This window comes from Streptomyces sp. NBC_00878 (genome assembly GCF_026341515.1).
Taxonomy (GTDB): Bacteria; Actinomycetota; Actinomycetes; order Streptomycetales; family Streptomycetaceae; genus Streptomyces.
Genome location: NZ_JAPEOK010000001.1, coordinates 8,264,410 through 8,288,740, shown reverse-complemented (window position 1 = coordinate 8,288,740; position 24,331 = coordinate 8,264,410). Strand labels below are relative to the sequence as shown.

Below are 24,331 nucleotides of genomic sequence, written 5' to 3'. Positions count from 1 at the left end.
AGTGCCGGATCCTCAATACCCCAATATTTTTGAAGATGAGAGCATCGAGGCCTCCCGTGACGGAAAATGCCGCAACAATGCCTATAGTGCGAAGATTCAGCCTGCGCGCCATATGTTCCTTTCTGAAATCATGGACGAACGTCGAATCGGGCGCGGTACTTATCGCGTCTGGGCGCGGGGCACCGTTCCCGCCCCCGAATGCGGGGCGCCAGGTAGCTGGCGCCCCGCATTGCTGACTAAATGACGAGGACCGTCACCCAGAGCGCCCACATTCCCGCCGTGAGGACGAGAACGGCGCCTTCACTGAGCCAGCGGCCGATCCAGACGAGGACATTCTGTCCGGCCATCTCGGCTCTCAGGGACCGTTGGGCCAGCATGTGGCTCAGCTGGCGTGATACGAACAACGCGCTGGGCGCTGCAGGGACCAACGAGAGCGCAATCCGCACGTACTGCTCTGCGGTTGTACTGCCCGGGATTAGCAAGAGACTTCCGACCCCGAGCGGGGCTGCGATCACGAACCACAGCCATGAGCGAAGGGCCAGTGCGTCAGAAGCCGGACGCCATACGCCGCACGCATCCTGCCGGCGGATCTTTCCGGGCCGCGCCTGGAGTAGGTCCGACACAGCCTTGTCGGCTTCAGCGGCGGCGATCGCCGCTTCCTTTCGATCCCCTTTTGCGAAAACGAGGAACGCCAGAGTGGCCAGGCGGGTCTCGCAGGCTCGCAGGATCCGCTTGCGATTCTTGATCACCGCAGCCATCGTCGCCATCCTTGCTGCCGGTAGGAGCGATACTCCCCGTACAGCCCGTAGGCCATGGAAGCTCCGCCGTACCAGCGGTCGATCCCGTCCGCGCGCCGAGTGTAATGGTGGTGGTATCGGCGGTTTGCCTTGGCCGCTCTGCTTCGCATCCGCTTGTTGTACCTTCCGCTGCTGCGAACTCCAGCCCGAGCCGCGCCTACGGGATGCGGGGGGCCAGGGTTGGCCCCCCGCATCATGCCGCCATTCGTCAGAACGGCAGGTTGTGCTTCTTTCTGCGCCGGCGCTCGCTCAGCGCCGTCAGGCTGAAGATCGCTCCGATCAGAATCGCGAACGGCAGCGTCCCGAGCAGGTCCGCTGTGGCAAGAATCTCTACCAGGTAGAAGATTCCGCCGACCGTCACCCCCGTCAAAAGGGGGTGTTGGGCGGCCCATTTGCGCGTCGCGATTCGTGGGTCCCTAACCATGATGTCTCTTCCGGGATGATTTGCGGTCAGTAGTTCGGCCATCTGTGTGTGTAGCCTCCATGGCCTCCGCGCCGCCAAGTACGGAACGCACTCCAGCTTCTACGGGTCTGTGTGTAGTAGTGCTTGGTTCGTCCAGCGCCGTATGCCATGAGTCCATCACGGGCACCTCGCCAGGTGCTGGCCCAGTAGCCGCCGATGTGACGCTTGCGCTTCTTTACGCTGTACCGATATGCGATCCATCCGGTGACGGCGCCAGCACCTGCCGCGCAGGCGGGTGCTCCCCATCCTTCGGTGACAAAAGAACAGGCAGCGGCCAAGCCATATGACACCAGAGTTTGGTGCCTTCCTACCCACCTGCCGACGCTGCGCACGCGCTTGCGCCAGCAGATCCAGCAGCGCCCATCGAGATCGAACTTGTTGATGGGGTCTTGGCTAACGTAGTCGTAGGCGTTCGCGCTGCCGCCGGGTACCGGGTCGATGGAGAGGAAGCGTCCGGTGGCGGGGTCGTAGAGGCGCACTCCCATAAGGGTGGCGCCGGTGACGGTGTCGCTGGAGCGCTGTTTGCCGCCGAGCCAGCCGTAGCGGGTGGCGGCGGTGCTGCCTTCCGGGTTGCCGTATTCGTCGTAGGCGAATGCGGTGGGTGCCTTGGTGGTGTCGAGGGGGAGCTGGACGGTGACGTCGCCGTGGATGTCGGTGAGCTGCAGCACGGTGTCACCGGTGGCGTCGGTGGCGGCGTCCAGACCCCCGCTGGGGCCTTGGACGTTGCGGGTGATGGTGGCTGCGGTGTCCTCCTTGATCCAGTCGGGGCTGTCGCCGTCGCTGCCGTAGTGGTTGGTCTTGCTGCCGGTCTGGGTCCAGGTGCCGGCGTTGTTGGTCTCCGTCGTCCAGGAGGCGAGGCGCTGGGCGGCGTCCAGGGTCCAGGTCTGCCGGCTGGTGCCGGAGGTCTGCTGCTGGACCAGGTCGTTGGTGTAGTAGGCGGCGGTCGCGCCGGATGCCTGGGTGGTGGTGCGGCCGAAGGCGTCGTAGACGATGCCCGTGTTCACCAGCCGGTCGGCGCTGTCGTAGGTGTTGGTGGTGCTGGTCGCACCCGTTGACGTGCACGCGGCTCCGGCGGCGCTGATGCTGGTGGCCAGGGCGGTGCGGTTGGTGTTGTTGTCGAAGGTGTAGCCGCGGCGGGTGCAGGTCCCGTCCGGGGCGGTGTCGTCGGCCTGGGTCAGGCGGCCGGTGTTGTCGTAGGTGTAGGCGCGGCCGTAGGTCTGGCCTGCGGTGTTGGTGTCCGTGACGGTCTGGCCGTGGACGGAGTGGTCGGCGGTGTCGGAGGCGACGACGGTGCCGTCGCTGTCCTTGGTGTAGACCCGGGAGGTCTCGTCGCCGGTCTCGTCCTGGGTCAGGGTGAGGGTGTAGCCGCCGGGCAGCTGCTCGGTGGCCAGCTCGCCGTCCGCGTCGTAGGTGGCGTTGAAGGTGCCCGCGACGGAGTCGGTACGGGAGGTTTCGAGACCCCGCGGGTCCTGGGTGGTGTCGTAGGTGTACGTGGTGGTCGACGGAGCGGAGTCCGTCACCTTGGTGACGCGGTCCAGCGCGTCGTACTGGGTGGCCGCGGTGTTGCCGCCGCCGTCGCTGTAGGAGATCTCCCGTCCCAGCATGTCGGTGACATGCGTGATGGTCTGGCCGCCCGCGGTGACGGTGGCGACGGCGCCGCTGTCCGGGTCGTACGTGGTGGTGGTGTCCGGCACCGCGGTGCCCACTCCGCCGGTCACCGACACCAGGGTCGGACGCCCGGCAGCGTCAGAGGTGGTCGTGGTGGTGCGGGTCACGGAATTGGCGGTCTCGGTCAGCTTGGCAGTGTTGCCCCACCGGTCGTATTCGACCGTCTTGGTGGGCAGTTGGGTGGGGTTGGTGCCGCCACCGGTGATGTCACCGGCCGGCCCCACTGAGCAGACCAGGTCCGCCCACTCGGGGCGCCCGTTGCACGCGCCCGTACCCGTCGCCGAGTAGTAGGTGGTCACCGTCGCACCCGCGTCGGCGCCGTTCGACTTGGGCAGCGTGGTCTTGATGGCCCGGCCCTGGGTGTCGTACGACGTGGTCTTGACGAGGTTCAGACCGCCCGGGTCCTCCGTCGTGGAGGTGGGCAGGCCCTTCACCCAGTCATAGCCCGCCTTCGAGGTGCGGGTGTCGCCGTCGGACGGGTAACCGTCCACGTACGCACCCGTGGTGACCGTGGTGGGCTGATCGGTCACCGTGGCCGTCCCGTCGGTCGGACGGCCCTCGTCGTAGGCGGTCACTGTGTGGGACCGGGCCGCCACCTCACTCCCCGCGGGCAGGTCGGTGCCACCCGTGCCGGCGTGCAGGACACCGGTCAAGGTGGCCAGATGGAGGGGACTGTACTTCTCGAGTTCTCGCTTCCCGTCGCTGGAGTACACATGCGTGGTGGACAGCCGCTGCGCACGGTCCGCCGTGGACAGGCCGTTGATCCCGAGCAGGGTCAGCTCGGTCAGTCCCGGACCGCTGGTGGCGAGCGCCAGCTTCCGGTTGCCCGCGGTCAGTTCACGGACGGTGTTGCCCAGGCGGTCGTACTCGGTCACGCTCAGGTGTCCGCCCGGGGCGGAGCTGTCGACCTCACGGCCCGACGCGTCCACGTAGGAGATCGAGGCGCGGGTGTAGCTCGCCGCGGTCAGGGCCGACCCGGTGTGCGACGCGGGCACAGCATCCGGCGGGAAGACCGCCGCCGCGTCGGTGGGTACGTCCGTCTGGCCCCAGGCCGCGACATCGGTGGCGCCCACCTGGTAGGGGGCGGTGGTCCCGGTCAGCGGTACGTCGTAGACGATGCTGGTGGTGGCCGTGCCGCCGTCGGTCTGCGTCTTCGAACCCGCCACCAGGGTCGGCCGCGAGGCGGCCAGCAGCATGCCGGGGCCCGCGGTGGCCGCGTTGCCGGCCGTGCCGTAGGTGAAGGTCCACGCCAGCTCACTCTGCCCCTGGAGCCAGGTGATCCGGCCGGCGCTGTCGTAGGAGTACTGGGTCTGGGTGGCCTGCGACAGGCTGGGGTTCCACTGCTGACGCAGATTGCCGCCCGCGTCGTACCCGTAGACGGAGACGCTCTTGGCGGTAGCGGCGGCGGTACCCGGTTCGGTGGACCACAGGCGGATCTCCTTGACCCGGCCCGTGTAGTCACCGAAGTCCGCCGAGGTGCTCCAGCCGGTGGCCGTGGTCGCCGTCGCGTAGACGAACTCCAGCATCCGGCAGCCCTTGGTGGACGGCGTCGTCTCGCACGTCGAGGGCGACACCGCCGAGGTCGGGGCGATGACGTACTTCGGGCGTGCCAGGGTCAGCGAACCGTTGACGACCTTCTCCGAGACCACCGTGGTCGTGGAGTTGCTGGTCGACAGGTAGGTCGTGGAGACCTGCCAGGTGGTGGCCGCCGGGTCGACCTTCGCGAACGTGGTCGTCGTACCGTCGGTGTCCTTCAGCGTGAACGAACCTGTCAGGGCCCCGGTCAGGGAGAGGTCCTCGGAACCCGGCTCGCTCTTCCAGCCGCCGGCGGAGGTGGCGGTGAACCCGGTTCCGTCGCCGTCCACGCCCACGACCGCCACCGAGGTGGACGAGGTCTGGCGGATGTAGGCGTAGTCGGAGTCGGAGATCTCCGCCGTGGTGCCTGCCGTCCACTGCGGACCGAAGATCGCCACCTGGCCTTCGGCGTCCGCACCTGCGGTCGGCTTCCGCGACGATGCCGTACGCGACACAGTCATGTCGAACGCGGACGCGTCCGTCGCCGACAGGGTGTAGTCACCGGTCAGGTCGTTGACTGAACCCGGGCCGACCTGGTCCGACGGGGCGGTGCCCGCGTTGCGGTCCACGGTGACCGTCGATATCGGCGAGTACCCGGTCGTCGTGCCGTCGGTGAACGCGACGCGGATGTCGACCGGGCCGTCCTCGGTCAGCGACGTGGTGATGTTCCAGGTCAGTGCGGGCGGCGCGCCGTTAGGGGCGGCCAGCGGCCAGGCGGTCACGGGCGAGCCGTCGCTGTTCTTGGTGACGTCCGCGAGCGGCACGTTGTGCCAGGTGTCGGTCTCACCGCGGCGGTACTGGTAGGTGACACCGGTGTAGGTGGGCTTGCCGGTGGCGGCCAGGGCCACCCGGCGCGCGGGCCGGTCGCCGTCGCCGGGGCTGAGCAGAGCGGCACCGTCCGCACCCACGCCGAAGGCGTACTTGGTTGTCGCGGTGGACAGGTTGCCGCCGGAGTCGATGGTCTGGGCGTACAGCGTGTGCCAGCCGTCGGCGGGGGTGATGGAGATGTTCAGCGGGTCACCGCCGGTGCCGTCCACCGTGTCGTACACGCTCTTGGCCATCGACGGGTCGTCCAGGCCCCACTTGAAGCCCTGCCCGTCCGTCGAGGTCGTGTCCAGGGTGCAGGTCACCGCGCCGGGCGCCTTCGCCGACCAGGTGTCCTGCGGGTACGAGGGACAGCTGATGGTCGGGGCCGCGGGCAGGTCCGTGTTCAGCACGAAGGTGGTGTAGCCGGTCCAGGACCCGTAGTCGGTGGAGTCGTAGCCCCGCACCCTGAACCGCAGGTGCTTGCCCGCCGGGAAGACGTTGGCCGACGGGATCGCCAGGGTGGCCGTGGCACCGGACGCCACACCCGCGCTGGTCGCGGTGTAGGTGTAGGTGGTGTCGTTGTACGCGGGGTCCGGGGTCACCTCGAACTGGGCCTTGACGGTGCCGCCGTCCGCGTCCGTCGCCTTCGCCGACAGGGTCGGCGTCAGCGAGGTCACGTACCGCTTGCCGTTGTAGGCATTCACCGCCGAGGGGGAAATCGCGGCAGCGGTCGGGACGGCCGGGTAGGAGTTGTAGGTCACCACCAGCTTCGGCGCGTACCCGGCGGTGGTGTAGTTCGCCGAGCGGAAGCGCCGCCAGTTCGTGGAAGCCGTCTCATCCGAGCTGCGCAGCTGGATGCCGTAGTTCGCGGCGCCGTTGGCCCAGTCCTGGACCATCCCGGTCAGCGTCCAGTTCGACCAGTTGGCCGGGCACGAGGCGTCGTAGCCCCAGTGGCCGCTGTTGGTGGCCATGTTGGTCGTCGTGGTCGACGGCTGCGCGCCCCAGGTGAGGGTCGTGGTGTCCAGGGCGGAGGTGATCCGCTTGGCCTGGGTCACCGCGGTGCTGGAGCAGCTGGCGGAGTAGTAGGAGTACAGCGACATCGTCGCCGACTGGATGTGCTTGCCGGCAAACGCCGACGTGCTGAACTTCAGATACGACCGCGCCACGTCCGTGCCCGCGTCGTAGGTACCGGACTTCAGCTCCTGGGAGGAGATCTGCGAGTCCGGGTAATCGGGGTTCTGTACCCAGGTGTCGGTGGTGACCGCCAGCGTGGTGGTCGGGTCCACGGTCACCGGATAGGCCGCGGTGGCCAGGAAGTCCTTGTCCGGGGTGAGCACCAGGGTCTGCGAGCCGTCCGACGCGGTCTCGATCGTCGTGGCGACCCGGTCCTGGTGCGCCGACTCCCCGGAGGCCGGGTCTTTGGACGCGTCCCACATCATTGGGGCCGGCGCCTCGGCCACCAGACCGCCGTCGCCGTTCTTCAGCAGCAGGTGCCCGGAGTCCGCCTGGGACAGCTTCAGCCCGGCTAGGCGCAGCGGAATCCGGTAGGACACCGTGCCGTTGTCAGGCTGCTGGGCGAGCTCGATGCTCTCCGAGAAGCCCTGCGCCAGCGCGGTGACCGACAGGGTCTGCCCGCTGCCCAGGTTGTAGGAGGCCGTGCCGCCCTTCACGGACGGGGCGGGCAGCTTGTCCTGCCAGCCCAGCCCGAAGGACTCCTTCCCCTTGGCCACGGATGCCAGCTGGGTGTCACCGCCGTCGGAGACCGCGATGTCCGCGGCCGCCGCTGCCGGCGTGAGGTCCGCGCCGGTGTCGGACAACGAGGTGTCGATGACCTTCCAGGCCCCGTCCTGCTTGACGCGGACCGGCCCGGCGTACGCCTCGGTCTGCAGCTCCCCACCGGGCAGCGCGTACGTCGTCGAGTCCGCCGTCCGCGCCGCCAGCACCTCGATCTTCCGGTCCTGCAGACGGGCCATCAGCACCGCCGACGCCTCATCCCGCGCCTCCGCAGGACCCAACGTGGAGGAAGCGGCCGCAGTGGACTCGGATGCCGTGGTGGCCGTACCCACGGCGAACGCCATCCCGCTGTCCTCCGCGACCAACACGGTCTCCACCGCCATCGCCAGCACCACACTCATGGCTATCTGCCGCAGCCGCCGGGCCTGTCTCTTCTTCTTCGGTCTGCCACGGGTCGCAGGTCTGTGACGCATGATCAGTTCCCTCCCTGACACTCCGCGATGCGGAGCCAACAGAAAACGGACTGATCTTCACGGAAGGTGCGCAGCTCACCCATGACAGCCATACGGGAGACTCACGCTAAACCCAAGAAATCACCAAGGCACATAAAAACCGCCACGCTGGCCGAAACTTTTCGGCATCCCTATTGTGCGTTTCGCGCACTTCAAATCGGCGCCGCCGGACACTGGAAGCGGCAGATGCGTTCCCTGACCCACTTCAAGACTTTCCCAAGAAATGAAAGAAGAAGTAGATAAATCAGCAATAACTCGACAAAAGCCCTGGCGGGTCTCCTTGCATACCCCTTACTGCCGAGCGTTTATAGTTACCAAATAATTCACTCACTGGCTACCCAATCTTGCACGTCACGCCACAGCTGGGGAATCCCCCGGGAATGCCGCGCATCGCGGACCGTATGGACACACCGTCGGCCCCGGCCTCCGCCCTTTTCCCCGCGGGGCGGCGCCGGGGCCGACCGCCGCCTACAGCCCGGCTGCCGAGTCGTCGGTGGCCACGATCCGCAGCGGGCGGCGGCCCTTCTCATCGAGCTGGGCTGAGTTCGTGTTCGTAGTCGACGGTGATGGAACCGTAGTAGTTGACCGCCGAGCTGCGCGCCGGGGAGATGTGCGCGAGGACCTCGGAGTCCATCTCGCGGCCGGCGCCGCGCAATTCATCCACAGCCAGGCCCATGTACTCCGTGTGCCAGCAGATGACCGCATTGGTCGTGACGGTCAGGCACCACGCCTGCTCGTTCTGCTGCTCGGGCTGGCGGCGGGTGATCTTGCCCTCGCGGGCGTAATTGAGCTGGCAGCGCAGGGAATGGAGGACTCGCCCTTGTTCAGCTGCCGGGCGATCCTGCGCCGGTAGGAGCCGTGCCCCGGCGGCCGGAGGAGGGGACCAGCTGGTCAGCAGTGCGCTGATGATGACCGCCGTGCCAAGCGTCATTGCCGCGGCAAGGCAGTGCTCGCAGCATCGCTCGCCTCCGGCACGGCCTCTCAGGCTAGAACGTGCAGCCGCTCGGACGGGGCTTGACACCCGGCCCCAGAGAGATCACCGCAGTTCGTCCACGTAGCGGTCCGTCCCAGGCACCGTTGGTATGAACGGCGCGACGAACTGCACGTCACCCAGCCCCGAGGCCGCCACCGCCGTGTCCAGGTCCGCGAAGTACTCCCCCAGTTATCGCGGGATCGTGCTGGAGGAACCACAGCAATGTCAGCCGGGTCCCAACTCCCTCAACCTGTTTGACGTAGGTCATCCGGTCCAGGGGGAGCGGGGTCGGCGTGAAAGCGGTCACCAGGGCCGCGGGCGAGCCCGCCAGCCGTTTCGGAAGGTGTTCCTCGCGCAGCCACGCAAGCAGTTCATCACGCCTGCCCGGGGAATCGGCATCGATGACCTGGACGAGAAGCCCGACGTAGGCGTGGTCATCTTCGTACCAGCGATTGCACTCCGCTCATGGCCGGAGTGCGGCTCAACCATGGTGATCAGGGCATGCCTGAGATCCGCTCCATAGGAGCCGACTGCAGCCAGTTCCGCATACAAGGGGCTGCGGGGCTCACCGGTGTGCGTGGTGTCGTCTGTCACCGGCCGACTTACCTGACGAAGCGTCAGATTTGGAGAGGCGTTCCGCCCGACCCCGCTCAAAGCTCAGCGATCACACACACCAAGCCGACGCACTGAGCTTCTTCGAGCTGGCCACCGACCAGGTGACGGTCCGCGAAGCGCAACGAGCGAGGCCCCCGAGCTGTTGATCGAGATGTCTGACGTCTCAACCACGCTGCTCGGGGACCTCGTTGGTCATCTATCCTGCCGCACTCGACCTTCCCCATGCACTCGTGGAGTGGGTCACCATGCTCGTCGTCACCCGTGAGGGCGACCGGCGCTGCAAGCTCCGCCCGTCTCAACGCGCGATGGTGGCACTGGTGTACCTGCGCGAACACACCACGCCGGCGAAAATCGCTGCCGGGTTCGGGATCAGCGAGTCCACCGCCCACGCCTACACCAGCGCAGTCATCCACCTGCTCGCCGAACGCGCCCCGGGACTGCTGAAGGTCCTACGCGAGGCCGATGCGGACTTCGTCCTGCTAGACGGCACCCTCGCCGAGTGCGACCGGGTCGGCGACGGTCGAGCCGACTACTCCCACAAGCACCGCCGGCACGGAGTGAACGTGCAGGTGGTCACCGATCCGGACGGCCGACTGCTATGGCTCTCACCCGCACTGCCGGGCCGAACTCACGACCTGACCGCCGCCCGCACCCACCGGATCATCCGCATCTGCGAGCGCCAGGGCGTCCCCATCCTGGCCGACCTCGCCTACCAGGGCGGCGGCCCCTGGATGACCACGGGCATCAAACGCAGGCCCCTGCAAGAACTCACCCTCACCGAGAAGACCCGCAACCGGGCCCTGACCTCGGCACGGGCACCGGTCGAACGCGGCGTCGCACGCCTGAAGTCCTGGCGGATCTTCCGCAGATCCCGATGCAGCCCAAACCGCATGACGTCAATCGCGAAAGCTGTCCTCACCCTGGAGCGGCAACGCTGAAGAAGCTCACTGATAAACGACCACACCCCACAGCACACAACCGCCCCCACATGCCGCCACAAGCGCTCCCCCGGTGCGGTCGGCCCAGGTTGATGCCGGATCGACCACGGAGAGCCACCGAAGGTGCGACCACAGACCACCTCGCACGGCGGGAAAGTCACACCCGAAGTCGTATGCATTTCCGTAACGCACAGCACTGGGCGTTCACGTAGGGAGAAATGACTGCCTATCAGTGGATATCTGCCCACTTCAAAGAAGTCGACGATGGCCCAGGGTGGCGCCAGCCGCCCGGTCGAGACGCCCCCGATTCGACCCGCTGCAGTGTCCGCGTCAAAATACGACGCCCTGACCTGGGGTTATGCGGGAGATGGCTAATATGCCCCATAACGGCTGGTTCGACACCGGCGCCCTGTGGCGCGAGGTCTTCGGCCCGCTGGAAGCGGGTGGGGACGGCCGTGTACTGCCCGACCTCTGGGATCCGACCACCGACCGAGCGACTCGTACCCCCTACGTCCAACTCCCGCCCGGCGCCGTGCTGTTGTTGCACGGCCCACTGCTGCTGCGCCACTGGTTCCCGTTCGACCTCACCGTTCACGTACGCCTCTCGCCGGCCGCGCTGCGCCGGCGTACCCCCGAGAGCGAGCATTGGACGCTTCCCGCGTACGAGCGCTACGAGAGCGAGACGGCGCCGGGTGACACGGCCGATGTCCTGGTGCGCGCGGACGACCCGCGCCATCCGGCGTGGAGCGGTGGAACGGATGAGTAGCGGACAGGTGGCGAATGAGTTCCGCTGAGTTCCGCACAGCGAAAGGCTTTTATATGCACGCGCATATAGTTACGCTGATGGCATGACGGTCTTCTTCGACGACTCGGTCCGTGCACTCCTCGACGGCAAGAACTTCGCCAGCGTCGCCACTCTCGGTCCCGGCGGTGCTCCCCAGAACTCGGTGGTGTGGTTCAAACGTGAGGGCGACACCCTCCTCTTCTCCTCGACCGACGGGCGACAGAAGGTCCGCAATCTCCGGCGCGACCCCCGGGTCAGCCTCTCGGTCTTCGACCTAGCCAACCCCTACACGTCGGTGGAGATCCGCGGCACCGCCGAGGTCCTCCCCGACAAGGACAAGCGCCTCCCGTACGAGCTCTCGCACAAGTACCTCGGCATCGACCCGCCCGCGGAGAAGGACGACGAGGTCCGCGTCATCGTCCGTGTGGTGCCCGAGCGGATCGTCGGCTTCTCGACGTGAGGCGACCGGTGCCGGTGCCGGCACCGGCACCGGCACCGGCACCGGCAGGGTGGCGAACCCCGGGAATGACCCAAGGAATGACCCATCCATGACGACCACGGCAACTACCCCGCCCGGCACCGGGCTTCTCGTCGTCCAGCCGCTCAAGAGGCGGCACTGTGCGGAGTGCCGTGGCGGGCCCCTCTCGTTGCTGATGCTGGAGGAGGGGGCACCGCGGTGCCTCGACTGCGTTGACCTCGGGCATCTGGTGTTCCTGCCGAGGGGGGACACGGCGTTGACGCGGAGGTCGCGGGAGGGGAGCGCGTTGTCGGCGGTGGTCGTACGGTTCAACCGGCGGCGGGGCCGGTACGAGCGGCAGGGTGTGCTCGTCGAGGAGGCGGCGCTCGCGCGGGCCGAGGAGCGCTGTCTGGCGGACGCGGAGGCTCGGCGGCGGCGCCGGGCCCGGGACGCCCGGCGGCGGGCCGGGGAGGATGTGCGGTTCACGGACGCGTTCACGCAGGAGATCCGGCGTCTGTTTCCCGCTTGTCCGGCCGGTCGGGCGTACGCGATCGCCGCGCACGCCTCGGCGCGGGGCAGCGGGCGCGTGGGCCGTAGTGCCGCCGGGCGTGCCTTGTCCGAGGGCGCGGTGACCTCGGCCGTGCACGCCGCGGTCCGGCACACGGACACCCCGTACGACCAGCTGTTGATGAGCGGAGTTCCGCGTCATGAGGCCCGGCGCCGGATCGCTCCCGCGGTCGAGGCGACGCTTGCGGAGTGGCGCGCGGACGGGACCGTGCGAGGGTGAACAGTGGGCCTCGTCCCCAGCCCGGCCTCGTCCCCACCCCGGGCTCCTCCCCCTCCCCCGCCCTCGCCCTCGCCCTCGCCCTCGCCCCGAGACGGCCGAACATGTCCCCGAGTCGCTCGGCCATGGTGACCCTGCTCGTACGGCATTTCACTTGTGGTGACAGGGGGTGCCGTGCAGGATTTTTGGGTTCGGGGTTGTCCGGCCCGGCGGTTCTGGGAACGGTGCGCGAGTTGTTGCCCAAGGGTTTTACTACGCGGGAGTTGCCATGATCGATGGACCGTACTTCGTCATCACTGTGGTGGGGGTGCTCGGCACCGGGCTGGTGGCCGGGGTTTTCTGCGGGTTCTCGACGTTCGTGATGAAGGGGCTCGCCGCGCTGCCGCCGGCGCAGGGAGTCGCCGCGATGCAGGCGATCAATGTGACCGCGCTGATGCCGGCGTTCATGCTCGTGTTCATCGGGTCGGCGGTGCTGTGTGCCGTGCTCGCGGTGGTCACCTTCGTGCTGTGGCCCGACGAGGGCACGGTGGGGCTGCTGCTGGGCAGTGCGCTGTATCTGTTCGGCTGTTTCGGGGTCACGATCGCGGCGAATGTCCCGCGCAACAACAAGCTGGCCGAGATGGACGCCGGTACGCCGGAGGCCATCGCGTACTGGCCGACGTACGTGAGCGAGTGGTCGATGTGGAACCACGTCCGCACGGTCGCGTCGGCAGCCGCGTCGATCTCGTACGTACTGGCGCTGACCTGAGATGTACGTGGTCGCACTCGTCGGTTGGCCTGCGTGGCCGCGCCCATCGGTAGCCGCACCCATCGGTAGCCGCGCCGATCGGTAGCCGCGCCCACCGGTGGATGTGCACGCCGGTGGATGCGCCCGCGCACGTCCGGGGCGGGCGCGGCCAGGGCGTCGTATCGTGGCGGGAAGAGTCTGCCGATAGGCCCTCCTCGGCCCGCCGCCCGGACGATGGCGTCGGAGACGGAGACCGTAACGGGCACCGTTCACGTACGTGAGGGAGACGGCCGTGGCCGATCCCAAGGGTTTCCTCAACGCCTCCCGCGAGGAGTGGCCGCGCCGCCCCGTCGACGAGCGGGTCCGTGACTGGGACGAGGTGTACGTCCCGGGAGCGCTGCTGCCGATCATCCGCACGCAGGCCGATCGGTGCATGGACTGCGGTGTCCCGTTCTGTCACGAGGCGTGCCCGCTGGGCAATCTGATCCCCGACTGGAACGACCTGGTCTCGCGGGACGACTGGCGGGCGGCGAGCGACCGGCTGCACGCGACGAACAACTTTCCCGAGTTCACCGGACGGTTGTGCCCCGCGCCGTGCGAGGCGGGCTGTGTCCTGGCGATCAACCAGCCGGCGGTCACCATCAAGAACGTCGAGGTCGCCATCGCCGACCGGGCCTGGGAGGACGGCTTCGCACCGCCACGGCCGCCGGACCGGCTGTCCGGCAAGACGGTCGCGGTGATCGGCTCGGGGCCCACCGGGCTCGCCGCGGCGCAGCAGCTGACCCGGGCCGGGCACACGGTCGCCGTGTACGAGCGGGACGACCGGATCGGCGGGCTGATGCGGTACGGGATCCCCGAGTTCAAGATGGAGAAGCGGCACCTGGAACGGCGGGTCGACCAGATGCGGGCGGAGGGAACGAAGTTCCGTACGTCGACCGCCGTCGGCCGGGACGTCGGGGCGGCCGAGTTGCGGGCCCGCTACGACGCGGTCGTCCTCGCCGTGGGTGCCACGGCCTGGCGTGAACTTCCGGTTCCCGGGCGGGAGTTGAGCGGCATATATCAGGCGATGGAGTATCTGCCGCTGGCGAACCGGGTCTGCGAGGGGGATCTGGAGACGTCCCCGCTGTCGGCGGCGGGCAGGCATGTGGTGATCGTCGGCGGTGGTGACACGGGTGCCGACTGTCTGGGTACGGCGGTGCGCGAGGGCGCGAGGTCCGTGACGCAGCTGGACATCTACGCGCAGCCGGGCGTGGAGCGGGACGAGGATGCCGAGCCGTGGCCGGTGTACCCGAAGATCTACCGGTTGTCGGCCGCGCACGAGGAGGCGCGGGACCTGGAGACAGCGCCCGCGGCGGACGCGGACGCGCGGCTCTTCGCGGCGTCGACGCTCCGTTTCACCGGTGACGAGGCCGGACGGGTGTGTGCCCTGCATCTGGTCGAGGTGGACGCCGGGCGCCGCCCGCGCCCCGGGACCGGGCGTGCGCTCCCCGCCGACCTCGTACTGCTCGCTCTCGGTTTCTCCGGCCCCGACCGCTCCGACGGGCTTGTCGACCAGCTGGGCCTCGCGCTCGATCGCCGCGGCACGATCACCCGCGACGCGGACTTCGCGACGAACGTGCCCGGTGTGTACGCCGCCGGGGATGCCGCCCGCGGCCAGTCCCTGATCGTGTGGGCGATCGCCGAGGGGCGGGCGGTCGCGGCGGCGGTGGACCGCCATCTGACGGGCGACTCCCGGCTGCCGGCGCCGATCGGGCCGTACGACCGCCCGATGACGGCGTAGCCGACACTCACGCCGTTGATCACGCCGTTGATCACGCCGTTATTCGCGCCGTTATTCGCGCCGTTGATCACGCCGTTCTCGGCGACGAGCGTCACCGCCTCCGTCAGGACTAGGGCCGCGCGCTCCTTGAGTACTGGGTGAGAAGGAGGTGGTGAGCCGGAATCCGACTTCCGGATGAGATGGAAGACAACGCCGGGTGGAATCATTGCCTGTAGGAGGCGTGTTGTTGTCACGGCCGTACCCCGGTCGGGCAGGAATGCGTCCCCATCCTTCGTTCCGTCGTCAGGCGCAGGGCCACCCCCGCGCGTCCCCCCTGTTGGCGGTCGGTCCTGGAGGGTGCTCGATGACGACGGTCGACGAACGTCACGAAGACGGTGCGCGCGACGGGGATGAGCGGGGCGGCGGCCCCCGTATGCGCGACCCACTCGAATCCCGGTCTGCTCACGCTTCCCATCGCACTTCCCAAGTCGCCGCGGAAGCGGTCCCTTTGAGCGATCCGCGGGCCACGCGCATCGCGTTCGCCGGTTCCAAAGCGGCCCATCTCGCACGCGCCGCGCTCGCGGGGCTCCCGGTACTGCCGGGGTTCGTCGTGCCGCACACCGAGGGAGCCACCGGCGAAAGAGCCGCCGCCGAGCCGGAAGCCCTGCGGCGCGCCTGGCAGGAGCTCTCCGCCAACGGCACGCGCCCCCTCGTCGTACGGTCGTCCTCCCCGCAGGAGGACACCCAGGAGTCGTCCCTGGCGGGCCAGTTCGCGTCCGTGCTGAACGTATGGGGCCGGCACGAGTTCCGCGCGGCCGTGCGGACCGTCCTCGACTCGGCGCGGCGGCCCGACGGCACCGTCGCGCCGATGGCCGTGCTGGTGCAGCCGATGCTCGCGGCCCGCGTCGGTGGTGTGATGTTCGGCGCCGACCCCGTGGAGGGGCGGGCGGACCGGATGCTGGTGAGTGCGGTGCGGGGCGGGCCCGACTCCCTGGTCAGCGGTGAACAGCCCGGCACGAACTACTGGTTGAGTCGCTGGGGACGCCTGCTGCGCACCGAGCCGGAGGACCTCGAAGGGCTGCTCGGAGCCGCCGAACTGCGTCGCCTGGCCCGGCTGGCGCGGCAGGCCAGCGGGATCTTCGGCGGGCCGCAGGACATCGAGTTCGGGTTCGACGAGGCCGGGCTGCTGTGGCTGTTCCAGAGCCGGCCGATCACGGCGATGGCGGCACGGCCCGCGCGCGGGGCGCGGCTGCTCGGTCCCGGACCGGTCGCGGAGACCTTGCCGGATCAACTGGAGCCGCTGGAAGAGGACTTGTGGCTGGCCCCGATGGCGCGCGGGCTGGCCGCCGCGCTCGACATCGGGGGCACCGCGCCACGGCGGCGGCTGCGCTCGGTTCCGGTCGTCACGGCGGTCGGCGGGCGGGCCGCGGCGGATCTGCGGCTGCTGGGCGCCGCCCCGCCCCGGAACCGGTGGCTCGCGCTGCTCAACCCGGCGCCGGGTGCCCGTCGGCTGGCCGCCGCGTGGCGGGTGGGCCGCCTGACGTCCGCGCTGCCCGGGCTCGTGGTGGACCTCGTCGCGGACGTCGACCGCAGGCTCGCCGAGACACCGCCCCCGGACCGGTTCACCCGGCCCGACCTCGTCTCCGCCCTGCGCTGGACCCGTACCGTCCTGGTCTCCCTGCATGCCCAGGAGGCCCTCGCGGGCGCCCTCCTCCCCGCGCCCCGCGCCACGGCCGCGGGCACGGCCCTCACCGCCCTGGCGGAGTCCCGCGCTCTCGGCGTACCGGACGATCGGATCGTGGCGGCCCAGCCGGTGGTGCTGGCGTTGGTGCCGCCGGGCCTGGGCAGGGAGTTGAGGCTTCCGGAGAGTCCCGCGGACACGGACGGCACGCTGGAGGCACGCCGGGGCGGCACCTCCCCGGCAACACTCACGGACACGCTCCCCGCGCTGGACGCCCTCCCCGCCGCCTCGGCCGCGCCCCTCCCCCCACTCCCTCCCCGCGAGGCCCTCCGTCTCCGTATCCGCTGGGTGCAGGAGCTTCAGGTGCGGCTCGTCCGGGAGGCGGCGCGGCGGCTGGTCGTACGGGGCGGTCCGGGCGAGGTGTCGAAGGTCCGGCTGCTGCGGTGGCGGGAGTTCGTCGAGGCGGTCGAACACGGGCGGCTCCCCGGTGACTTCAAGGAACGTCTGCCGCGGGCCGCGTCGGCGCCGCTGCCCGACGCGTTCCGGCTCGCGGAGGGCGGCACGGTCGTCGCCGAACGGCCCACGGGCAAGGGTCGGGGTAAGGGCCGAGGCAGGGATGCGGGCGCGGGTCAGGGCGTGTCCGGCGGCCGGGCCGCCGGAACCGCCTGGGACGGAACCGGGACCCGGCCCGCCGACCCCGTACTCGTCGTCCGCACGCTCGACCCCGCGCTCGCCCCGCTCCTCCCCGGCCTCGCGGGACTCGTCGCGCAGACGGGCAGCCCGCTGTCCCATCTCGCCGTACTGGCCCGGGAGTTCGGCCTGCCGACCGTCGTCGGTGCCACGGACGCCGTACGCCGCTTCCCGCCCGGGTCCCTCCTCACGATCGACGGCACCACCGGCGACGTACACGTGCGGGAACAGCAACAGGAACGGGCACGGGAAACGGAACAGGAAGAGGTACTGGAACAGGAACTCAGCCAAAAGCCCCAGCCCCAGGCCCAGGGAGACCCCCGATGAGGCTCGTCGCCTACTTCTTCGGGGGTGCGGCGGCCGCGGGGGCGGGGACGTACGTCGTCATCTATCTGTACCGGTGGCAGTGGCAACGGGCCATCCTGTGCGGGGTGTTGCTGCTGGTCGTCGAGGTGATGCTGCTCGGGATCGTGCTGCTCGGGCGGCTGGCGCGGATCGAGGAGCGGATGCGTGACGCGGACCGGCGGCAGGAGGACGTGCTGGCGCGGCTGCGGGAGAAGGAGGCCCGGCCTGCGGGCGACCGGTTCCGCTGGCTGGACGAGCCGACGAGTCGTACGTATGTCTTCGTGCCGGTACTGATGGTCACTGGGGTGCTGCTCTCCGGACTCGCCTGGATCGTGCAACGGATCGCGTCGGCCACGGCCCGGCCCACGGCGGAGCGGCGGCTGGCCGGGCGACTCGCCGTCCTGGCGGCACCCGATCCGGCCCGGGGCGCCCATCCGAACGGCAGGCACGACCCGGCCGACCTGGCCGACCTGGATGGCTTTGCGGCCTTGGCCGACCTGGACGATCTGCCGGTGCTCGGTGCCTCGCGGCGGCGCGGCCGTACCGCGCGTGTGCTCGTCGTGAGCGTGGTCGGGGCCGCGCTGCTCGGCGCACTCGTCGTCGGGCTCGCCCAACTCACACAGACCCGTGACGAGGACGCGAAGGACTCCGAGGCGACCTCCCTGCTCCTGCGGGTCGACATGCGCGGTACGCACATGGACGCCGAGCGGCAGTCGCTCGCCGCGCGCCAACTCTGGGAACGGTGCCGGGACTCGACGTCCGTACCCCTCAACCGCGCCTCCCTCGGCGAGCTGGGCGACGGTCTCTTCGCGGGCATGGTCCAGCCCGCGTTGACCGACCACGACCGGATGCGGCTGCGCGGCTGTCTGGAGGACACCGGCCTGGACCGTACGCACATCACGGTGGTCGGCATCGGCGACGCGGACGCGGACGACGACTGAGCACGAACGCCCCCGGACGCCGCCATGACCTGAGTCGGAAACTCCAGCCCCTCCGCCCCCTTCCCTCGCACGGGCAACTCCTGCCGTACCAGGACAACTCCTCCCCCAGCGGCCCGGGTTACGATGCCAAGGCGCTCCTCCTCCCCGAGCCCGAGCCTCTTGTCCTCGCCCCTCGCCCTCGCCCCTCGCCCTCGCCCTCGCCCTCGCCCTCGTCCCCGAGCCTCCGGGTCGCCCATGGCTGTCGTCGCCCCGTCCCCGCCCAGCACCACGCCGCCGACCGGCCGTTCCCGCAGATCCCCGCGCGGAACCGTCCTGCGCGTCCTCGGCGCGCTCGGTCTCGGCTATCTCGCCCTCTGGGCGACCGGTGCGCTGGGCATCCTCGCGCTGTCGTACTGGACGCGCGAACAGACCCCTGAGCCGGAGGGAACCCACGCGGTTCAGGGCATCCACCACTTCCAGCCCGTGGACGCGGAAGGAGGGGTGTGGCGGGGTGCCGCGCCCTCCCCCGCGGGCTATCGGGAGCTGGCCCGGCTCGGCTTCAGCACCGTCGTCGACCTGCGTGCCGAGGACCTGAGCGCCGCCCAGCTCGCCGCTCCGAGCAGGGCGGGCCTCGATGCCGTACGGCTGCCGATCCGGGACGGACAGACCCCGACGCCGCACCAGGTACGACGCTTCCTGAGCGTCGTGGGTGCGGCCCCGGGGCCGGTGTTCGTGCACTGCGGGGCGGGTGTGGGCCGTACGGGGACGATGGCCGCGGCATATCTCGTGCAGGCCGGGCAGGTGTCCCCGTCGGCGGCGGTCCGGCGCAACCTCGCGGTCGGACCGCCTTCGATCGAGCAGATCTACTACGCGCTGAGTCTCGGCCGAGACCATGCCGAGCAGCCGCCGTTCCCGGTGGTCGCGGTCAGCCGGCTGGTGGACGCGCCCCGGCGCATGTGGTCCTGGCGGTGAATCGACGTCCTGGTCGTGAATCGACTGAGTAACTGGATCAATTGGGTCACTGGATCTACTTAAGGTCAAGAGAAGAAACAGGAAGCACGTGGGACAGGTAGAGGCGGATCAAGGGGCGGCCGGCGGCCTCAGGAGAGCAGGAAGTCCGCCTCCCCCGCCTTGGCTCCCTGGATGAACGCGGTCATCTCGCCGGGGGTGTAGATGAGGGCGGGTCCGTCCGGGTCCGCCGACTGACGGACCGCGATCCGGCCGTCGGCCAGCTTCATCGCCTCCACACAGTTGCCGCCGTTGCCCCCGCTCCACGGCTTGTGCCAGCCCTCGCTGCCCAAATCCCTGGCGGGCATGCCGTTATAGATCCGCGCGGCGCGTATCCGGGTCTTGATGCGTTCCATTCACAGCTCCTTGCGGAGATCCACCAGGATCTCCTTCGTGCGATGTGCCGTGGCGGCCTGGGCCGCCATGCGGTCCATGACCTCGAGGTGAGTAGCCACCTCGCTACGCGCGTCCAGATAGACGGCGCCGGTCAGGTACTCGCTGTAGACCATGTCCGGAAGTTCGGGCATGGCAAATCGGAACAGCACGAAGGGCCCGTACGTGCCCGCGTGCGGCCCCGAAGAGAAGAGGGCGAGCTGCAGTGTCACGTTGGGCAGCTTCGTGGCCTCCAGCAGCCGGTCGATCTGGGCGCGCATGACCGCGGGGCCGCCGATGGGGCGGCGCACGGCGGTCTCGTCCATCACGGCCCAGAACCGGGGCGCGCCCGCGCGCGTCAGCAGCGCCTGGCGCTGCATACGCAGCGCCACATGACGCTCGATGTCCTCGGGTCTGGTCTGGCCGACGGCGCCGGATTCCATGACGCCACGCGCGTAGTCCTCGGTCTGCAGCACTCCCGGCACGAAGTGGGGTTCGTACGAGCGGATCAGGCTGGCCGCGCCCTCCAGGCTCACGTACATCGAGAACCAGCCCGGCAGGATGTCGTGGTAGCGCTGCCACCAGCCCGGCTGGTTCGCCTCCTCGGCCAGTGCCACGAAGGCCAGGACCTCTTCGTCGGAGACGCCGTACGACTTCAGCAGGAGCTGGAGGTACGGAATTTTGAACGCGACCTCGGCCGTCTCCATACGGCGGACGGTGGCGGCGGTGACGCGCAGGAGGCGCGCCGCCTCCTCACGCCTGAGCCCCGCGCGTTCCCGCAGGTCCAGCAGGCGCCGTCCGAGGACGACCTGCCCGACCGTCGGTGCGGACCGCGGCTCGCTCACGTCCACCTCCACTGGGTCCAGACAGCCCTGGCGGCGCCCGTTCGGGCCCCGAATCGGGTACCCAACTGACGCCGCGCCACGTGCTGTTGCGAGCAGTGTGCCATGGCCATACCGCACAGAACACTGCACTCTGCAATTTTCAGAGTGACACTTGCCAAGTGTTCACGACGGGGAGATAGTGGCAAGCGTGATTCCGCCCGCGCCCTTAGGAACAGACGCCGCCGAGGACCGGTTCGGTCTTGGTGCCGCTGCCGGGGCATGCCCCGACGCGGCCGCCGAGCGCCGGTTCCGCTTCGAGCTGGCCGCACACCCGGGCTCCGCGGCCCAGGCCCGACATCTGACACGTGCCCGGCTCTCGGGCTGGTCGGTCTGTGCGGACACGTGCGACACGGCGGAACTCGTCGTCTCCGAGCTGGTCACCAACGCCATCGTGCACACGGCGAGCCGCCATGTGGTGTGCGAGCTGCAGGACGGCGGGGACCTGGTGCGGATAGCCGTGCGTGACGAGGGGTGTGCGCCGGGTGAGCCCCACCCGTCGCCGCAGCGCCCCGAGGAGGAGCACGGGAGGGGATTGCTTCTCGTCGAGGCGGTGTGCACCGCCTGGGGCGCCCAGGAAACCGGACCCGGACTGCTTGTCTGGGCGGAACTGCCGCGCTCGGCGAACAACGGCGCCGAGCCGCGGTCGGACCTGGGCTGGGGTGCGAGGAGCCGGCCGGCCCCAGCCGGCTCCTCGCCGACGGGGGATCGCACGCCTGCGGAGCCGACCGGGGAACACGGGCGTACGGATCACGGGCGTACGAAGCCGACCGGGAAAGACGCGTGTACGGCGCCGAGCGAGGAACACGCGCATGCGGAGCCGATCGGGGCGCACACGCCTCCGGCCGGGCACGACTGGTACTGACGACCGACTGACGACTGACTGACGGATCCGACGCATCTGACGGATCCGACTGACCTGACGGATCCGACTGACCTGACGGATCCGACTGACCTGACTGACCTGGGTCGTTCCAGTCGGCTTCCCGGCTGGTGCGGCGACAGCCGTTTCCGGATGGTTCGGAACATATGAGGACGGACGGGGGCTGAATGGGCGTCAGGGCGACGTCGGCCGGTGCGCGACAGGTGCTGAGCCTGGACACGCTGGTCCGACTGGAGCGCGGCCGACGGACGACGCCCGGCCCCGGGCCGTCACGGCGGCTGACCGTGCCGGAGGGCATGCGGGCGCCGCTGGGCTGTGACGCGGTGGCGATGCCCGCGAGACTCGGCCCGCTGCTGATGCCCCGGCTGCCACGCGTCGGCTGCGTGTACGCCGACAGTACTTACTGGTGGTGGCTCGTCCCGTCCGACTCCGACGTCGCCCTGGAGTGGCCGGCACCCGCGCACTACGCCACGGGGGCGCTCGTACCCGCTTCGCCCGGTCCTCCCGGGCTCATCCACAAGCCGGGCGGCACCCTTCCGTACACGCCGCCGATCCCGCTCTATCTGGCGCTGTGCCGGTTGACGGGGACTCCGCCTTCGTGGACCCGGCCGGTCAGCGCCTGAGGCGCACGTCGACACACCCCACGGACCTCCACGGAACTCCGCGCACCTCCTCACACCTCCGTGCCCGAACATCAGTGCCCCTGCACGGCGTGCGGTCGTAAGCGCCCGGGCGTGCTCCGGTTACGCCGTGGCGGAACGGGCGCGCGCCCTGCCCGGTGGCGTCCCGCGCCGCGATAGTGGCCGTTCGTCCACGATCGGGGGAGGCCACGGTGGGACCGGCGGAATCTGCGGGAGCTGCGAAGAAGGCCGGGCAGACAAGAACCACGAAGAAGACCGGGCCGACCGGGCCCACGGGGTCAACGGGGTCAACGGGGTCAACAAAGGTGACGGGAGCCGTGAACGGGAAACCGGGCGCGGCCAAGACCGAGGCCGAGGCCGAGCCGTCCGACTCCGAACGGCTGCTCTTCGGCGGCCCGTTGCGCTACGACATGGGCTGGTCACAGCACTCCGACGCGTTTCTGGAGCTGAACTTCCGGGCCATGGTCACGCGACTGCCCGCGCTGCTGGCGTCCAGTTTCCGGCTCGCCTGGCAGGCGGACCGCCAGGCCGCGCGCATCGTGCTGAGCGCGGAGGTGGGCCGGGGCCTCGCCCAGGCGGTGAGTCTGCTCGCCGTCAACAGCGTCCTGGGGCGGCTGATGGCGGCCGGCCCGGTGCAGGACCGGCTGCGTGACGCGGTACCCGCGCTCGTCACGGTCGCTGTGGTGATGCTGCTCGCCGCGCTGCTGCGGGCCGCCTCGACGTACGCCACGGGCCGTCTCGAACCGAAGGTGGAGCGCGTCGCGACGGAGCTGTACCTGGAGCGGGCCGCGGCGGTCGAGCTCTCCGCGATCGAGGACGAGGCCTTCCACAAGCTGCTGGACACGGCGCAGTACGGTGCCTCGTCCGCCCGGCGGATGATCGCGATCGCCACGCGTGTGGTGAACGCGATGATCTCGCTGGTCGCGGCGGCCGGTGTCCTCACCGTCCTGCATCCGGCACTGCTGCCGCTGCTGGTGACGATGACGCTGCCGAGCGCGTGGAGCGCGCTGACGATAGCGCGACGCCGCTACGCCTCGTTCCACGCCTGGGTGCAGCACGCCCGGGCCGGCCGGCTGATCAGCGGTCTGCTCACCGAGCCCGCCGCCGCTCCGGAGATCCGCGTCCACGGGGTCGGCCCCTTCCTGCTGCGGCACTTCCGCGCGATGTCGGAGTCCGCGGAGGCGGAACAGGCCCGGCTCGCCCGCCTGGAGGCGCGGACCGGTCTGATCGCGGCCACCTGGACCGGTGTGGCCACCGTGGCGACGTACGCGACGCTCGGCGGGCTGCTGCTGGCCGGGGCGATGGCGCTGTCCGTGGCGGGCACGGCGGTGATCGCGATCCGTACGGGCTCCGCGAGCCTCGACACGCTCGTCCTGGAGGTCAACACCCTCCATGAGGAAGCCCTGTTCGTCGGGGATCTGCAACGCCTGTACGTCGAGGCGGCCGAGCGCGCGATCCCGGTCGGCGGTGAGCCGCTGCCCGCGGAGCCGCGCGAGATCCGCTTCGAGAACGTCACCTTCACCTACCCGGGCAGCTCGGCCCGCCCCGCACTCTCGGACCTGACGCTCAGCGTGCCGCTCGGCAAGATCGTGGCGCTCGTCGGGGAGAACGGCTCCGGGAAGACCACCCTGGTCAAGCTGCTGTCGGGCCTGTACGCACCGCAGCGCGGCCGGATCATGTGGGACGGCGTGGACGCGGCGACCGCCGACCGCCACCAACTCGCCGAGCGCATCGCGATGGTGGCGCAGGACTTCAAGAGGTGGCCGTTCACGGCCCGGGTGAACGTCGCGATCGGCCGGGCGTCGGCGCCGCTCACCGACGAGCGACTGCGCACATCCGTCATCGAGGCGGGCGCCGAGGACGTGGTGGACGATCTGCCGCGCGGTCTGGACACGCTGCTGGCCCGGATGTTCAGCGGCGGCCACGAGTTGTCGGGCGGCCAGTGGCAGCGACTCGGCATCGCGCGGGCGGCGTACCGGAGGGGCACGATCCTGGTCGTCGACGAGCCGACGGCGGCTCTCGACGCCCGCGCCGAGCTGGAGGTCTTCGAGAAGATCCGGGCCCTCGCGGGTACCGGTCAGACGGTCATCCTCATCACGCACCGCCTCGCGTCGGTGCGCCATGCCGACCTGGTGCACGTCCTCGACCAGGGCCGCCTCGTGGAGTCCGGCACTCCGGACGAGCTGCTGTCCACGGGCGGGGTCTACGCCGAGCTGTACTCGCTCCAGGCGGAGCAGTTCACGGCGAAGGTGCCCGCCCCGAAGGCGGGGTGAGTCCCTCGGCGCGGTCGAGGGGAGTCCCTCGGCGGCCGGGCCGA

Annotated in this window: 18 protein-coding genes and 2 pseudogenes; 13 read left to right on the top strand and 7 right to left on the bottom strand. The window is 69.8% G+C overall.

The window, feature by feature from the left end:
- Position 1: 1 nt before the first annotated feature.
- Complete coding sequence (locus OHA11_RS35900; protein ID WP_266503433.1) at positions 2-244, top strand: hypothetical protein; 243 nt, start codon at positions 2-4, stop codon at positions 242-244.
- Here OHA11_RS35900 and OHA11_RS35895 read toward each other — a convergent pair.
- From OHA11_RS35895 to OHA11_RS35875, 5 genes and pseudogenes are all read right to left on the bottom strand, one after another.
- Positions 237-758 carry a hypothetical protein gene (locus OHA11_RS35895; protein ID WP_266503431.1) on the bottom strand — a complete coding sequence of 174 codons (522 nt, stop codon included), beginning with the start codon at positions 756-758 and terminating at the stop codon, positions 237-239. The two genes, OHA11_RS35900 and OHA11_RS35895, sit on opposite strands and share 8 nt — an antisense overlap.
- 247 nt (positions 759-1,005) lie before the next feature.
- Positions 1,006-1,263: a hypothetical protein gene (locus OHA11_RS35890; protein ID WP_266503430.1), complete on the bottom strand. Its 258-nt coding sequence runs from the start codon at positions 1,261-1,263 to the stop codon at positions 1,006-1,008.
- Entirely contained in the window at positions 1,248-7,517 is a 6,270-nt protein-coding gene (locus OHA11_RS35885) for a DNRLRE domain-containing protein (RefSeq protein WP_266503428.1), read from the bottom strand. Before OHA11_RS35885 ends, OHA11_RS35890 begins: the two co-directional genes overlap by 16 nt.
- Before the next feature lie 565 nt (positions 7,518-8,082).
- The gene (locus OHA11_RS35880; RefSeq protein ID WP_266503427.1) at positions 8,083-8,487 is read right to left on the bottom strand and encodes a Tn3 family transposase; all 405 of its coding nucleotides are present in this window, start codon (positions 8,485-8,487) and stop codon (positions 8,083-8,085) included.
- 105 nt (positions 8,488-8,592) lie between these two features.
- Positions 8,593-9,018 (bottom strand): annotated as a pseudogene (locus OHA11_RS35875) (hypothetical protein).
- Positions 9,019-9,332: 314 nt separating this feature from the next.
- On the opposite strand from OHA11_RS35875, the gene OHA11_RS35870 reads away from it, so the two are divergent.
- The 9 genes and pseudogenes from OHA11_RS35870 (at position 9,333) to OHA11_RS35830 (ending at position 19,201) form a co-directional block, all read left to right on the top strand.
- A complete protein-coding gene (locus tag OHA11_RS35870; RefSeq protein ID WP_266503426.1) occupies positions 9,333-10,082 on the top strand; it encodes a transposase in 750 nt (249 codons plus the stop codon).
- Between the two features lie 382 nt (positions 10,083-10,464).
- Positions 10,465-10,848: pseudogene (locus OHA11_RS35865) on the top strand (uridine kinase); the annotation flags it as partial.
- Positions 10,849-10,930: 82 nt separating this feature from the next.
- On the top strand, positions 10,931-11,326 hold the full coding sequence (locus OHA11_RS35860; RefSeq protein ID WP_266503425.1) for a PPOX class F420-dependent oxidoreductase: 396 nt from the start codon (positions 10,931-10,933) through the stop codon (positions 11,324-11,326).
- Between the two features lie 88 nt (positions 11,327-11,414).
- Positions 11,415-12,110, top strand: a complete 696-nt coding sequence (locus OHA11_RS35855) for a DUF2293 domain-containing protein (protein WP_266503424.1) — start codon at positions 11,415-11,417, stop codon at positions 12,108-12,110.
- Positions 12,111-12,375: 265 nt separating this feature from the next.
- Entirely contained in the window at positions 12,376-12,855 is a 480-nt protein-coding gene (locus tag OHA11_RS35850; protein ID WP_266503422.1) for a DUF1772 domain-containing protein, read from the top strand.
- Between the two features lie 271 nt (positions 12,856-13,126).
- Positions 13,127-14,614: a glutamate synthase subunit beta gene (locus OHA11_RS35845; protein ID WP_266503420.1), complete on the top strand. Its 1,488-nt coding sequence runs from the start codon at positions 13,127-13,129 to the stop codon at positions 14,612-14,614.
- A 487-nt stretch (positions 14,615-15,101) separates the two neighbouring features.
- Complete coding sequence (locus OHA11_RS35840; RefSeq protein ID WP_266503418.1) at positions 15,102-17,291, top strand: PEP/pyruvate-binding domain-containing protein; 2,190 nt, start codon at positions 15,102-15,104, stop codon at positions 17,289-17,291.
- On the top strand, positions 17,288-18,250 hold the full coding sequence (locus OHA11_RS35835; RefSeq protein ID WP_266503416.1) for a hypothetical protein: 963 nt from the start codon (positions 17,288-17,290) through the stop codon (positions 18,248-18,250). The genes OHA11_RS35840 and OHA11_RS35835 overlap by 4 nt, the downstream gene beginning before the upstream one ends.
- A gap of 234 nt (positions 18,251-18,484) precedes the next feature.
- Positions 18,485-19,201, top strand: a complete 717-nt coding sequence (locus OHA11_RS35830) for a sulfur transferase domain-containing protein (protein ID WP_266503414.1) — start codon at positions 18,485-18,487, stop codon at positions 19,199-19,201.
- A gap of 128 nt (positions 19,202-19,329) precedes the next feature.
- Here the strand turns inward: OHA11_RS35830 and OHA11_RS35825 are convergent, their stop codons facing one another.
- Positions 19,330-19,593: a DUF397 domain-containing protein gene (locus tag OHA11_RS35825; RefSeq protein WP_266503413.1), complete on the bottom strand. Its 264-nt coding sequence runs from the start codon at positions 19,591-19,593 to the stop codon at positions 19,330-19,332.
- Entirely contained in the window at positions 19,594-20,454 is an 861-nt protein-coding gene (locus tag OHA11_RS35820) for a helix-turn-helix transcriptional regulator (RefSeq protein ID WP_266503412.1), read from the bottom strand.
- 178 nt (positions 20,455-20,632) lie between these two features.
- On the opposite strand from OHA11_RS35820, the gene OHA11_RS35815 reads away from it, so the two are divergent.
- The 3 genes from OHA11_RS35815 (at position 20,633) to OHA11_RS35805 (ending at position 24,287) form a co-directional block, all read left to right on the top strand.
- Positions 20,633-21,355, top strand: coding sequence for an ATP-binding protein (locus OHA11_RS35815; protein ID WP_266503410.1), 723 nt, complete (start codon positions 20,633-20,635; stop codon positions 21,353-21,355).
- 185 nt (positions 21,356-21,540) lie between these two features.
- Complete coding sequence (locus tag OHA11_RS35810) at positions 21,541-21,996, top strand: hypothetical protein (RefSeq protein WP_266503409.1); 456 nt, start codon at positions 21,541-21,543, stop codon at positions 21,994-21,996.
- A 428-nt stretch (positions 21,997-22,424) separates the two neighbouring features.
- Positions 22,425-24,287, top strand: coding sequence for an ABC transporter ATP-binding protein (locus tag OHA11_RS35805; RefSeq protein WP_266507678.1), 1,863 nt, complete (start codon positions 22,425-22,427; stop codon positions 24,285-24,287).
- Positions 24,288-24,331 lie beyond the last annotated feature (44 nt).

Coding starts and splice junctions, on each gene's coding strand:
- OHA11_RS35805 (WP_266507678.1), top strand. CDS start 22,425: ATGGGCTGGTCACAGCACTCCGACGCGTTTCTGGAGCTGAACTTCCGG.
- OHA11_RS35880 (WP_266503427.1), bottom strand. CDS start 8,487: ATGACGCTTGGCACGGCGGTCATCATCAGCGCACTGCTGACCAGCTGG.
- OHA11_RS35830 (WP_266503414.1), top strand. CDS start 18,485: ATGGCTGTCGTCGCCCCGTCCCCGCCCAGCACCACGCCGCCGACCGGC.
- OHA11_RS35825 (WP_266503413.1), bottom strand. CDS start 19,593: ATGGAACGCATCAAGACCCGGATACGCGCCGCGCGGATCTATAACGGC.
- OHA11_RS35855 (WP_266503424.1), top strand. CDS start 11,415: ATGACGACCACGGCAACTACCCCGCCCGGCACCGGGCTTCTCGTCGTC.
- OHA11_RS35885 (WP_266503428.1), bottom strand. CDS start 7,517: ATGCGTCACAGACCTGCGACCCGTGGCAGACCGAAGAAGAAGAGACAG.
- OHA11_RS35810 (WP_266503409.1), top strand. CDS start 21,541: ATGGGCGTCAGGGCGACGTCGGCCGGTGCGCGACAGGTGCTGAGCCTG.
- OHA11_RS35895 (WP_266503431.1), bottom strand. CDS start 758: ATGGCTGCGGTGATCAAGAATCGCAAGCGGATCCTGCGAGCCTGCGAG.
- OHA11_RS35860 (WP_266503425.1), top strand. CDS start 10,931: ATGACGGTCTTCTTCGACGACTCGGTCCGTGCACTCCTCGACGGCAAG.
- OHA11_RS35835 (WP_266503416.1), top strand. CDS start 17,288: ATGAGGCTCGTCGCCTACTTCTTCGGGGGTGCGGCGGCCGCGGGGGCG.
- OHA11_RS35850 (WP_266503422.1), top strand. CDS start 12,376: ATGATCGATGGACCGTACTTCGTCATCACTGTGGTGGGGGTGCTCGGC.
- OHA11_RS35890 (WP_266503430.1), bottom strand. CDS start 1,263: ATGGCCGAACTACTGACCGCAAATCATCCCGGAAGAGACATCATGGTT.